The 12,690-nt window shown below is 63.8% G+C and carries 12 protein-coding genes; 7 read left to right on the top strand and 5 right to left on the bottom strand.

Features of this window, described 5'->3' with window-relative positions:
* The first annotated feature begins 122 nt into the window (after positions 1-122).
* Positions 123-593, top strand: a complete 471-nt coding sequence (locus OKA04_RS17555; RefSeq protein WP_264502502.1) for a DUF5069 domain-containing protein — start codon at positions 123-125, stop codon at positions 591-593.
* Between the two features lie 18 nt (positions 594-611).
* Positions 612-1,307 carry a DUF72 domain-containing protein gene (locus OKA04_RS17560; RefSeq protein WP_264502503.1) on the top strand — a complete coding sequence of 232 codons (696 nt, stop codon included), beginning with the start codon at positions 612-614 and terminating at the stop codon, positions 1,305-1,307.
* 6 nt (positions 1,308-1,313) lie between these two features.
* On the opposite strand, the gene OKA04_RS17565 is transcribed toward OKA04_RS17560, so the two are convergent.
* A complete protein-coding gene (locus OKA04_RS17565) occupies positions 1,314-2,057 on the bottom strand; it encodes an ABC transporter ATP-binding protein (protein ID WP_264502504.1) in 744 nt (247 codons plus the stop codon).
* A gap of 11 nt (positions 2,058-2,068) precedes the next feature.
* Between OKA04_RS17565 and OKA04_RS17570 the strand changes: the two genes are divergently transcribed.
* On the top strand, positions 2,069-2,677 hold the full coding sequence (locus tag OKA04_RS17570) for an arylesterase (protein WP_264502505.1): 609 nt from the start codon (positions 2,069-2,071) through the stop codon (positions 2,675-2,677).
* Between the two features lie 367 nt (positions 2,678-3,044).
* On the opposite strand, the gene rpsD is transcribed toward OKA04_RS17570, so the two are convergent.
* From rpsD to OKA04_RS17590, 4 genes are all read right to left on the bottom strand, one after another.
* Positions 3,045-3,656 carry a 30S ribosomal protein S4 gene (rpsD, locus tag OKA04_RS17575; RefSeq protein WP_264502506.1) on the bottom strand — a complete coding sequence of 204 codons (612 nt, stop codon included), beginning with the start codon at positions 3,654-3,656 and terminating at the stop codon, positions 3,045-3,047.
* Positions 3,657-3,674: 18 nt separating this feature from the next.
* Positions 3,675-4,235, bottom strand: a complete 561-nt coding sequence (gene rpsK, locus OKA04_RS17580) for a 30S ribosomal protein S11 (protein ID WP_343226900.1) — start codon at positions 4,233-4,235, stop codon at positions 3,675-3,677.
* Between the two features lie 30 nt (positions 4,236-4,265).
* Positions 4,266-4,634 carry a 30S ribosomal protein S13 gene (gene rpsM, locus OKA04_RS17585; protein ID WP_264502507.1) on the bottom strand — a complete coding sequence of 123 codons (369 nt, stop codon included), beginning with the start codon at positions 4,632-4,634 and terminating at the stop codon, positions 4,266-4,268.
* A 271-nt stretch (positions 4,635-4,905) separates the two neighbouring features.
* On the bottom strand, positions 4,906-5,556 hold the full coding sequence (locus OKA04_RS17590; protein WP_264502508.1) for a 3-keto-disaccharide hydrolase: 651 nt from the start codon (positions 5,554-5,556) through the stop codon (positions 4,906-4,908).
* Positions 5,557-5,673: 117 nt separating this feature from the next.
* On the opposite strand from OKA04_RS17590, the gene OKA04_RS17595 reads away from it, so the two are divergent.
* From OKA04_RS17595 to OKA04_RS17610, 4 genes are read left to right on the top strand one after another with little or no spacing between them, the layout of a single operon-like run.
* On the top strand, positions 5,674-6,726 hold the full coding sequence (locus OKA04_RS17595) for an AAA family ATPase (protein WP_264502509.1): 1,053 nt from the start codon (positions 5,674-5,676) through the stop codon (positions 6,724-6,726).
* Positions 6,727-6,733: 7 nt separating this feature from the next.
* Positions 6,734-7,630, top strand: a complete 897-nt coding sequence (locus OKA04_RS17600) for a DUF58 domain-containing protein (RefSeq protein WP_264502510.1) — start codon at positions 6,734-6,736, stop codon at positions 7,628-7,630.
* A gap of 17 nt (positions 7,631-7,647) precedes the next feature.
* Entirely contained in the window at positions 7,648-9,615 is a 1,968-nt protein-coding gene (locus OKA04_RS17605; RefSeq protein ID WP_264502511.1) for a BatA domain-containing protein, read from the top strand.
* 6 nt (positions 9,616-9,621) lie between these two features.
* On the top strand, positions 9,622-11,850 hold the full coding sequence (locus tag OKA04_RS17610; protein WP_264502512.1) for a hypothetical protein: 2,229 nt from the start codon (positions 9,622-9,624) through the stop codon (positions 11,848-11,850).
* Positions 11,851-12,690: the final 840 nt, after the last annotated feature.

The following is a 12,690-nucleotide window of genomic DNA, read 5'->3' on the forward strand; positions in this document are numbered from 1 at the left end:
GTTGGTATTCACCCATACCACGAACGGGCACCGGCTTCCGGGACAATCCATCTGAATATTGTCACCATCCCGAGCGTAGCGACCACCCTACGACGTAACTCAACCCGCCAATCGATCCGGCCATGCCACTCCCCTACCCCACCCTCATACCGGGCCTTCGCGGTCCGTCGGAGACCGTTCTCGGTGTCGTTTACTTCGGCCGCATGATCGACAAGATCCGGCTGGCTGCGGCCGGCACCCTACCCGAGGGCTGGGAGGCAGCCCGCGGGACGGCGGTGAAGAAGAGCTTCGACGACCGCTGCTGCCAATTCCTCAGCATCGGCTACGCGGCGCTGGAAGCGGAGACGGTGAAAAGCGGAAAGACCGACGAGGAGCTGTTAGAGTGGGCCTTCGAGCACGGCCGCCGTGCGACCGAAGACGAGATCGAAGTGTGGAATGCCTTCATGCAGAAGCGCGGCTGGCGGGACAGCGGGACGCAGCGCCTGAACGAACGTCTCGCGGAGATCGGCCTGCCACCGGGCACGGTGCAGACGATGTTCGACTTCATCGACCTGGATGAAGGCCGCATCACCGCGCCACCGCTGGAGTCATAACATCCGCCCCTCTTGAAGATGAAAACGTGGATCGGCACCTCTGGCTTCCAATACAAGGAATGGAAGGGCTCCTTCTATCCGGAGAAGCTCTCGCTGCCGAAGATGCTGGCATTCTATGCCGGTGAATTCCCCAGCACGGAGATCAACTATACCTTCCGTAGTTTGCCGAGCGAGAAGACGATCACCCGCTGGGCTGAAGAGACGCCGGACGACTTCCGCTTCAGCCTGAAGGCACCCCAACGGGTCACCCACTTCGCGAAGCTGCGGAAATGCGGGCAGGCGATGAACGAATTCCGGCAGGCGGTGACCGGGCTCGGTTGCAAGCTGGGACCGGTGCTCTTCCAGCTACCGGAGACCTTCACGGCGGATGCCCCGCTTCTGGCAGACTTCTTGGATTCGATGCCGAAGGGGCTGCGGGCTGCATTCGAATTCCGCCACGCGTCGTGGTTCGCGGACAAGGTCTTCGACGCGCTGGCCGCAAGGAATGCCGCGCTGTGCATCGCCGAGTCGGAAGAACTGGAGACGCCCCGCATCGCCACGGCGGACTTCGGCTACATGCGACTCCGCCGTGATCGCTACACGACGGACGAGATCGCGGAACGGGCGGAATTCATCCGCTCGCAGGAGTGGAAAGAAGCCTTCGCCTACCTCAAGCATGAGGACACCGCGGCCGGCACCGGGTATGCCAGGCAATTGATGGCGGCGCTGGAATGAGCCGTCTCAGTGATGGTCCGGATTGATCTCCTCCGAGACGATCTTTCCACCGCTCATCTTCACCACCCGGCGCGCCTTGGCCGCGAGCGTGGGATCGTGGGTGACGAGAACCAACGCGGTGCCCGCCTCGCGATTGAGCCGGAAGAGCATTTCGACGATGGGTCCGGCGGTGTCCGCATCCAGATTTCCCGTCGGCTCGTCGGCGAAGAGGATCTTCGGCCGATGGATGAAAGCACGGGCGAGGGCAACGCGCTGCTGCTCCCCGCCGGAAAGCTGGAGCGGGTAGTGATCGAGGCGGTCGCCAAGGCCGACCTGACGGAGCAGTTCCTCCGCCTCCTTCTCGCGGCCGGTTTCCCCGCGGAGTTCGAGGGGGACCAGCACGTTCTCGATCGCGGTCAGGGTCGGGATGAGTTGAAAGCTCTGGAAAACGAAGCCGACGAGCCGGTTGCGCAGGGCCGCCCGTGCGTCCTGGCTAAGCTCTTCGAAAGGCTGGCCGTCGAGCTTCACCGAGCCGCTGGTGGCATCGTCGAGGCCCGCGCACAGGCCCAGCAGCGTTGTCTTCCCGCTGCCGGATGGCCCGATGATCGCGAGCGAGTCGCCCTCGTCCAGGCTCAGCGAGACTTCGCGCAGGACCGTCAGCTCGTGGCTGGCCGTGCGGTGGACCTTCGTGAGTCCCTGAATCTCGAGGAGGGGCCGTTTGACAGCATCTGTGGAGGATCCTAAGCTGGCGGAAGATGAGATTGCGGGCATTTCTGGGACTGATGCTGTTGATGTCGGGCGGCGCACTATGGGCACAGGATGCGCCGGATGCAAATGGTGGGAAAAAACGGATCGTCGTGCTGGGAGACAGCATCACCGCCGGATACGGACTGGACCCGCAGGAAGCGTACCCGGCGCTGCTTCAAAAGAAGATCGATGCCGCAGGCCAAGCCTACACGGTGGCGAATGCGGGCGTGAGCGGAGACACCACTGCCGGCGGGCTCCGCCGCGTCGCATGGGTGCTGGGAAAAGGTGCCGACGTGCTGGTGGTGGCACTGGGAGGGAATGACGGCCTGCGCGGGATCTCGCCGGAGCAGACCGAGAAGAATCTTACCGGCATCATCGACAAGGCCCGGGAAAAGAATCCCGACATGAAGGTGGTCATCGCTGGCATGCAGATGCCCGACAACATGGGCGCGGAATTCACCGGGAAGTTCAAGGGGCTCTTCACAAAGGTCGCTACCGAGAAGAAGGCGGCGCTGGTCCCCTTCCTCCTGGAAGGAGTCGGCGGAGTCGATGAACTCAACCAGCAGGACCGCATCCACCCCACCGAAGCCGGTCAGGAGAAGGTCGCGGAGAATGTCTGGAAGGTCTTGAAGGACCAGCTTTGAGGCGCGGATCTTCACGCCCACCGGCTGCCGCAGGCGGAGCGCTGGCTTTAGCCGGCGAGTAACCCGGCAGCACGTATCTCGGCAAAAGCCCGCCATCACAGCTCGGCTGCCTGACGGCTCATTCGCCTTGCTCCCTCAAGGGCCAAAGGCTCTCCGACATCCGCGAGCGATGCGAGCCGTTCACGAATGGAACGGGCCTAGGCTGGCATGGCGTGGGCCGTTGGCCCGGTAGAATCAGGGCTCGTTTGAAAAAGCGGAGCACTTCTCTGGCCCCTCCACCACCATCGGTCGCCGCTTCATCAACAAACAAAAAACGCCCGGAGTTGCCTCCGGGCGTCTTTTGAAATCGGAAGATTCCTTTCGGAAATCAGCGCGAGTAAAGTTCGACGATGAGCTGCTCGTTGACGAGCGGGTCGATGTCCGAACGCTCAGGCGTGCGGGAAACGGTGCCTTCGAGGCTTTCCTTGTCGATGGTCAGCCAGTCAACCAGCGGGCTGGACTGGGTGAGATCGAGGGCGCGGAGAGCGAGCTGCTGCGAGGAAGGCTTGCCGCCGACCTTGATCTTGTCGCCCGGCTTCACCTGATAGCTGGCGATGTCCACGCGCTTGCCATTCACGAGCACGTGGCCGTGGTTGACGAGCTGGCGGGCAGCCTGGCGGCTGTTGCCGAAGCCAAGGCGGTAGCAGACGTTGTCGAGGCGGAGTTCCAGAAGCTGGAGAAGGATCACGCCGGTAACACCACGACGGCGGGCAGCCTCTTCGTAGTAGCCACGGAATTGCTTCTCAAGCACACCGTATTGGAAACGGAGCTTCTGCTTCTCGCCGAGGGCGACGGAGTAGTCGCTCTTCTTCTTGCGGCCGGCGCGCAGGCCGTGCTGGCCCGGCGGGAAATTGCGACGCTCAAGCGCCTTCGAGGAACCGAAGAGAGCCACGCCAAAGCGGCGGCTGATCTTGGTGCGGGGTCCGGTGTAACGAGCCATGATCTTGGAAAAGTGCGATTAAACGCGGCGCGCCTTCTTCGGACGGCAACCGTTGTGCGGGATCGGGGTGACGTCCTTGATCGAGAGAAGCTCGATGCCGAGGGCTTGGACGGCGCGGACAGCGGACTCGCGACCGGAACCCGGGCCCTTCACGCGGACTTCGGCTTCCTTCAGACCGTGGCCCATGGCCTGGCGGCAGGCATCCTGGGAGACGACCTGGGCGGCGTAGGCGGTGGACTTGCGGGAGCCCTTGAAGCCCATCTTGCCTGCGCTGGACCAGCCGAGCGTGTTGCCGTTCGAGTCGGTGACGCTGACGATGGTGTTGTTGAAGGTGGCGGTCACGTGGACGATGCCGCGCGAGATGTTCTTGGAGCCCTTCGCCTTGTGGATCTTGATCTGGGTCTCTTCAGCACCAGCGATCTCGGCAAAGATGTCGCGCTTCTTGTCGTCCTTCTTCGGAGCGACCTCTTCCGCAGCAGGAGCAGCTGCCGGGGTGGCGGCAGGAGCAGCAGCCGGAGCGGCAGCGGCTGGAGCCGTGGCGGCTTCGTCAGCCGCTGGGATGGTTTCTTCGTCAGCCATTTGAGAAAAGCGTTCGGTGGTTCAGGGCAATTACTTCTTCACGCCGACGGTGCGGCGCTTGCCCTTGCGAGTGCGGGCATTGGTGCGGGTGCGCTGGCCGCGGACAGGCAGGCCACGCTTGTGGCGCAGGCCGCGGTAGCAGTTGATCGAGGTCAGGCGCTTGAGCTGGGCCTGCTTCTCGCGGCGAAGGTCGCCTTCGATGATGATGCCCTGGCTCTGGATCACCGTGGCGATCTTGACGAGCTGGTCTTCAGTAAGCTGACCGGTGCGGATGTCCGGGTCGATGCCCGCTTGTTCGAGGATGCGTGAAGCGGTGGTCGCGCCGATGCCATACATATAGCGGAGCGACGCTTCGATGCGCTTCTCGTTGGGGATTTCGATGCCGAAAATACGTGCCATTTGATGCTGTGGTGAGCGGATGTCCGAAGCGGAGGAGAACCTGAATACAAGTCCGGCCCTCCGAAGCGGGCGGGCTGTTTAGCAGACGCGACCCCTCTGGCAAGTGGGAAATCGATTTTTTCCGGCGAAGAATTTCTCTCCGTCTCCGAATTCCCGAGCCACTTCAATTAAAATTAAAATTCAATACCTTCAAAGCAACGCCACTCCCGCATTTTCAAAAGGAACCCTTCAAGAATCCTGAATTTTTGAGATGAGCAGCGAACCGGAGACTTCAGAGTTCGCGGATGCGCAGGTTGCGGAACCACACCTCATCGTCATGATCCTGTAGCAGCAGCTTGCCCGCGGCAGGCCCGGCGAAGTCGTCGAACTTGGCGAACTTGCTGTCCTTCTTGAGCGTGGGCCACTCCTTGCCCTTGGTGTCGATCTTCAGGGCCAGCTTTCCATTCAGCCAGTGCTCCAGCACGCTGCCCTTGGCGACGATCTTCGAGGTGTTCCATTCGCCCACCGGCTTGAGTTCCTTGTCCTTCGCGGCAGGGACGACTTCATAAAGCGAGGCCGCGGTGGTGTCCGCCACCTTGCCATTCGGGTGACCCTTGTCGTCGAGCACCTGATACTCCGGGCCGAGCCAGCCACCGGCCGACTTCTGGACGCGGTATTTCACGCCGCTGTTTCCCTTCGCGGAAATCTTCCATTCGAACTCGAATTCGAAGTCCTTGTATTCCTTCTCGCTGATGAGGTTTCCGGGCTTCTTGCCGGTGCGATGAAGCGCGCCATCTTCGACTTTCCAGCCTTCGCCCGGCTTGCCGCCATTGTCGGAGGTCCATCCGGCGAGAGATTTTCCATCGAAAAGCGGTATCCAGGGGCCTTCCTTTGCGGAGACGGATCCAACGATGAATGCTGCAAGGAGTAGGTCGCGTAGCATGATGTCTGACAACTTGGCATCCGGCCTGATGGCTGCAAGCCGGATTCGTCTCATCACCCTCGACAAAGTGTGGCACCTCTCTAGCTTTCCTGAAAATTCCGTAAACCGCCTGACTACATGGAAGATACCCTCGCCGATCCACCCGTAGCCCCCTCCTCCAGCCGCCAGGATCACGAGCTCCCGCCCGACGACGTGGCGGCCATCGACCAGCTCGGAAAGACCTACGCCGCCTTCAAGGCGGAACTCGGCAAGGCGATCATCGGACAGGAACTCGTCATCGAGCAGCTCGCGATCTGTCTCTTCGCGAAGGGCCACGCCCTGCTGATGGGCGTCCCCGGACTGGCGAAGACGCTGCTGGTTTCGTCCGTGGCGAAGACCTTCGACCTCAGCTTCAACCGCATCCAGTTCACCCCGGACCTGATGCCCGCGGACATCACCGGCACGGACATCATCCAAGAGTCCGGCGTCGGCGGTCGCCGTGAGTTCGAATTCGTCCGCGGCCCGGTCTTCGCGAACATCGTGCTGGCGGACGAAATCAACCGTGCGCCGGCCAAAACCCAGTCCGCGATGCTGGAGGCCATGCAGGAGCTGAAGGTGACGGTGCTGGGCCGCAGCTACGATCTCCAGCCGCCTTTCTTCGTCCTCGCGACCCAGAACCCCGTCGAGCAGGAGGGCACCTATCCCCTCCCGGAAGCGCAGCTCGACCGCTTCATGTTCCTCATCGAGGTGGGCTACCCATCCTCGGACGAGGAAAAGCGGATCGCCCGCGAGACCACCGGCACCGCCCGCACCACGCTGAATCACCTGCTCGATGGCCACACCGTGATGGCCTACCAGCAGCTCGTCCGCCGCATGCCGGTGCCGGAGCACCTCTACGACTACGCCGTCTCGATCGTCCGCAAGACCCGCCCGGGCACCCCCGAAGCCCCTCCGTGGCTGAAGGACTATGTTGCTTGGGGAGCCGGACCGCGTGCGGTGCAGTATCTCATCCTCGGGGCGAAGTCCCGGGCAGCCCTCCGCGGTAGCTACATGGCCAGCCTCGAAGACCTCGAAGCCGTCGCCGTGCCGGTGCTGGGCCACCGCGTGATCACGAATTTCGCCGCCGAGTCCCAAGGCATGACTTCGAAGAAAGTCGTCGAGCGCCTGATTGCCGAGATGCGCGAGGATTGAAGCTGAAATGAAATACGACTTCCTCGACAGCGGTCTGCTTGCACGGCTCGGCTCCATCCCGGTCGAGACGCGGGTGCCGATGCTCGGCAATGTGGCCGGCAAGCATCGCTCGCCGCACCGCGGGTCGTCGGTCGAGTTCGCCGAGTATCGCAAGTATGTCCCGGGAGACGACACACGGCGACTGGACTGGAAGGCATTCGCGCGCTCGGATCGCTTTTACATCAAGGAATTCGAGGCTGACACCAATCTCCGGGCCTACTTCGTGGTCGATGCGTCGGGCTCGATGAAATTCCACGGCGAGGGCGAATCGAAGATCGCCTACGCCAATCGCATCGCCTCCTCGCTGGCCTACCTGCTGGTGAACCAGGGCGATGCGGCGGGCCTGTCCGTTTGCACGGACAAGCTTCACCTCGAAGTCCCGCCCAGCCGTCGCCCCGCGCACCTGCAGCACATCTTCGAGACGCTGGGGAAGCTGGAGCCTTCCGGCGAGACCGGCCTGGTCGGCGCGCTGCATACCATCGCTGAAAAGATCGGCCAGCGGGCCTTCGTTGTTATCCTGTCGGATCTCTTCACCGATTCGCAGGCGTTTTCAGATGCCCTCCAGCACCTGCGCTACCGCAAGCACGACATCTGCGTCTTCCACCTGATGGATCCGCAAGAGCTGGGTTTCGAATTCGACCGCCCGCACCGCTTCGTGGACATCGAGGACGGTACCTCGCTGGTGGTGGAGCCAACCCTGATTTCCGACGAGTATCACCGGGCTCTACGCGAATTCCTCACCACGGTGAAGGCGAAGTGCCATGACGCCGCTGCCGACTACCAGCTCGTCCCGACCAATACGCCGCTGGAGCCGCTGCTGCGTGATTTCCTTACGAACCGCCTGTCGAAACGAGGTCACGCATGAGCTTCTTCCAGCCACTCATGCTCTGGGGCCTGCTCGCGGCGGCGATCCCCATCATCATCCACCTGCTGAACCGCAGGCGGCACAAGACGGTGATGTGGGCGGCCATGCAGTTCCTGCTGAAGGCGACCCGGGAATCCCGCGGCAAGAAGCGCCTGCGCCACATCCTGATCCTCACCTGCCGCGCGCTCGGCATCGCGGCGCTCGCCACCGCCGCAGCGCGCCCGCTGCTCAGCAATGTGCTCGGCTGGGGCAGCGGCAAGCCGGACCTCGTGGTTCTGCTGCTCGACCGCTCGGCCAGCATGGAAGCCACCCCGAAGAACGGCTCCGTGCCCCGCCGCGAGTTGGCGCTGGAGCGGGTGAAAAGCGCGATGGCCGATCTCGACGGCACCCGGCTCGTGCTGATCGACAGCGCTTCCGGCGAGCCGCAGGACGTCCCGAGCCCGGACGTGCTCACCTCGATTTCCTCCACCGCTCCCACCGACACCTCGGCGGACGTCTCCCTTCTCGCATCCCGCGCCGCCGAGTTCCTGACGGAGACACCGGGCCGCGCCGAAGTGTGGATCGCCTCAGACATGCAGGCCACCAGTTGGCAGCCTCGGAATGACCGCTGGACCTCCGTGCGCGCGGCATTCTCCTCGCTGGCGGAACAGCCGAAGCTGCGGGTCATATCCCTCGGCGGCGATGCGTCGCCGAACCAGGCGATCCGCCTGCTTTCCTCCCGCCGGGCGGGCGCGCAGCTCGTGCTCGATGTGGAGATCACCCGCAACGACGACTCCGCCGCGCCGGTGAACCTGCCGCTGACCGCCACTCTGAATGGCGTGCGCAGCACCTCGAATGTCACGCTCGCCGGCCAGAATTTCCGCTTCCGGAAGACGCTGCCCATCCCCGCGAACGAGGACTCCGGTTACGGCTGGCTCTCGATCCCCGGTGACGGAAATCTCCGCGACAATGCGGCCTTCTTTGCCTACGGCCCGGCACGCCCGGTGAAGAGCCTGCTGGTCGCGCCTCCCGGCGAGGCGACCGATTACCTCGCCCTCGCCTCCGCCCCCGGCGGCCACCACGGGCAGAGCGTCGAGCGGCTCGATCCCGCGCAGATCTCACGCCTCGATACCGAGGGCGTCGCCGCGATCTTCTGGGCCGCCCCGCTGCCCATCGGCCAGGTCGCCGAGTCGCTCGTGCGCTTCGTCACCGAAGGCGGGCAGGTCGCTTTCTTCCCTCCGCAAGCGGATAGCGACGCGGAATTCGCCGGGATGAAGTGGTCACCCGTCACCCAGTCCGAGGAAGGCAAGTTCTTCATCATCGACTCGTGGGATCATGACGACGGCCTGCTCCGCGACGGACTCGATGGCACACCGGTGCCAGCCGACCGGCTGAAGGCGGTGAAGCGCCGCCTGCCCGAGGGCGAGGGCACCACGCTCGCCCGCTGGGACGATGGCCGTCCATTCCTCTCGCGCCGCGTCTTCGACCGCGGCACCGCGTGGTTCTTCAGCTCGCTGCCGGACTACACGTGGTCAAATCTCGCGGACGCGGACGTGCTGCTGCCCGTGAGCCAGCGCCTCGTGGTGGAGGGAGCCCAGCGCTTTGACACCGGCTACCTCGCCATCGTGGGAAACCGCTCCGCCCAGCCTCGCCCGGGGGAAAGCCGCTCGCGGCTCGATGACTACGGCTCGCCCGTGCCCTCGAACGAGGCCTACGAAGCCGGCATCCACCAATTCGGCGAGCGCATCATGGCGCTCAATCGCCCGGCTGCGGAGGATGACCTGGAGATCCTGGAAAACAACACTGCCCAAGGTCTCTTCGAAGGACTCGATGCCACTTTCTTCGAGGACCGTAGTACTTCGTCCCGTGCCAATGGCAGCCAGCCGCTGTGGCAGGCATTCCTCGTCGCCATGCTCTGCTTCCTGCTCGCTGAGGCCATCCTGTGCCTGCCGAAGAAAAGCAATCCCTCCGGCTCACCCCTGCCGGGCCGCCCGACCAACGCCTGATCTCCCTTGTCCTTCCACCTCCACAATCTCCACTTCTCCCCCACCCCGGCGACCCTGGCGATCGGCCTGATCGCGCTCGTGGCCGTGGGCGTGCTGTGCGTGTTGTCATGGAAGCGCAGCCCGCATCCAAGGCGGACCGCGCTGCTGGAGGGCCTGCGCTTCGGATGTACGCTGCTCGTCGTACTTCTGCTGTGGAAGCCGGAGTGGCTGACCATCCTCCATCCGGAGACGAAGCCGCGCATCGCCATCCTGTGGGATGCCTCGCGCTCGATGGAGACGCTGGATGCGGAGATGCCGGACATCCTTTCCCCGCAGCGCGGCGTGGTCTCGCGCACCGACTGGACGCGCGCCGCCCTCGATAGCCCGCTGTGGGACGCGCTGGAGGAAGGTGGAAAGAACGAGCTCGTGGACCGTTCCTTTGGCGCTCCTCCTTCCGACCCGTCCGCCGCCGCGATGGCAGGCACCGATCTCTCCACGCCGATCGAGGATCTGCTCGAGAGCGAGACCAACCTGCGTGCCGCGGTGCTGCTCTCGGACGGCGACTACAATGCGGGCGATCCACCGGTCGTGGCCGCACAGAAGATGCTGCAGCGCGGCGTCCCGCTCTTCACCATCCCCGTGGGCAGCAAGAAGCGCCTGCCGGACCTCGACCTGCTCGCGGTGACGGCCCCTGCCTACGGCATCGTCGGCGAGAACGTCCAGATCCCCTTCACCGTCCGCTCTTCACTGGACCGCGAGGTCCGCACCATCGCCCGGCTGCGCGATGATACCGGTCGGGAGAAGACCAAGGAGATCGTGCTTCCTCCGGGCGAGACCACCTTCGACGCGATCCTCTGGCGGCTGGAAAAGGAAGGCGCGTCCACGCTGGAACTCTCGATCCCCGTGGCGGATGGCGAGCGCATCGAGGCGAACAATTCGCGGAAATTCACGCTCTCCGGCCGGCCCGAGTCGATCAAGGTGCTGGTGATCGAGACCCTGCCCCGCTGGGAATACCGCTACCTGCGCAATGCGCTGTCGCGCGACCCGGGAGTGGAGCTTTCCTGCCTGCTCTTCCACCCGCAGCTCGGGAAGGGTGCCGGACCGGACTACATCCAGGACTTCCCATCGAAGCCGGAGGAGCTTTCGAAATACGACGTGATTTTCATCGGCGACGTGGGCGTCGCACCGGACCAGCTCACCAAGGAGCAGTGCGAGCTGCTGCGCGGCCTGGTGGAGAATCAGGCGAGCGGGATTGTCTTCATGCCGGGGCCGCAGGGGAATCAATTCAGCCTGCTCGACACAGCGCTCGGCGACCTCATTCCTGTGATCTACGACGAGGAGACGAGAGGCGGCCTGCATGACCCCGTCGCCGCTCCCCTCACCCTCACCGGTGAAGGCCGCGGCTCGCTGCTCACGATGCTGGCCGACTCCGAGGAGGCGAATCCTGACGTGTGGCGCAGCCTGCCGGGCTTCCACTGGCATGCACCGGTCGTGAAGTCGAAGGGCGGCACCGAGGTGCTGGCCGTCCACGCGAACCGCCGCGGTCGCTTCGGCCCCGTGCCCCTCATCGTCACGAAGTCGGCGGGCAACGGCAAGGTGCTCTTCATGGGCATCGACTCCGCATGGCGCTGGCGCCGCGGCGTCGAGGACAAGTATCACTACCGCTTCTGGGGCCAGGTCGCGCGCTGGATGTCGTATCAGCGGAACATGGCCTCGGGTCAGCGTGTGCGGCTGTATTTCACGCCGGAGCGCCCGGTGCCCGGCGACACGGTCACCTTCAATGCGAATGCCTTCGACAAAAACGGCGCCCCCCTTCAGGAGGGCACCGTTTACGTCGATGCCACCGCGCCCGATGGCACGAAGGAGCGCGTGGTGCTGGAGAAGAACGACACCGCCTGGGGTGCCTACTCAGGCCGCCTGCGCATCAGCCTGCCGGGTGAGTGGCAACTGAAGGCATCCATCGACGAAGCCGGTGCCGAGCCCGTGGAAACCAAGCTGCTCGCCCAAGGCGCGGAGCTGGAGCAAACCGGCCAACCCGCCCGTCCGGAAGTCCTGCAGGAAATGGCCCGCATCTCCCGCGGCCGGATGATTTCCCCGGAACAGCTCCCGGACCTCATCAAGGAGATCACCGCCCTGCCCGAACCCCGCCCGATCGAGAACCGCGTCCCGTTGTGGTCCCACTGGGCGACGGTCGTGCTCTTGGTCGTCCTGCTCGGCGTCTTCTGGACCGGCCGAAAGCTGAATGGAGCGTTTTGATCGCGGCACGCTCATAACGAAACGCGCCACGCTGAAGCACGCAGCGCCCTCACCTGGGAGCGCCGGTCATTAGACCGACCCGAGTGGTCCCCGACTGCACACCTCACCAAGTGCTCTCACACTGGGAACGCGGAATTCATTCCGCCCGAGCAATCCCTGACTGCTCGCTCGACCAAGCAACATCGTGGTCCGCATCGCTCCGCGTGCGGCGAAGTCATATGGCTGCTGACTTCATTCTCGGCCCCTTCATCCCCGACCATATAGCTGCGGACTTCCCTTCGACATCTTTCCTCCCCGGTCTCGGCCTGTTCGTCCTTGCCCTCTCGTCCTCGGTTCTTTCCTCCCAAGTCCCCCATTTTAGTTTTCTTGGCCAGCAAAGCATGAGGGCCGATTCATCCCGGACCTTCTGGGTCTGCCTACGGTCTTTGCGGTAGCGGGGAAGCTCATGTCGAAGGCTCCCCCTGAAAAGCTTCTCCCGACTTCCTACTGCTCACTTTCCGCGCCCACCATTTCCTTCGCCCTACCTACTGCTTCCCTATCTATGAACCGCACGCGGAGCGATGCGGACCACGATGGCACAGGGTTTCCGTCGGCGTTGTTGGTGGATTCGGGAGGAATGAAGTTCCGCGTTCCCAGTGGTGGGCGATGCGGGCCTTTGCGGTCGAGAGGGCTGTGAAGGAGGCTTCGGGCCGGTCTAATGACCGGCGCTCCCGGGGCTGAACGATGGGACCTCAAACGGTCCACACCCTCGACGCACCAACTTAGAAGCCGTCTGAAAAATAACTCATGCTGTAATTCTCGCCAGCATGCGCCTCGACATCGACAGGTGGATGAGGGCTT

It is taken from the genome of Luteolibacter flavescens, from assembly GCF_025950085.1.
In the GTDB taxonomy this organism is placed as follows: Bacteria; Verrucomicrobiota; Verrucomicrobiia; order Verrucomicrobiales; family Akkermansiaceae; genus Haloferula; species Haloferula flavescens.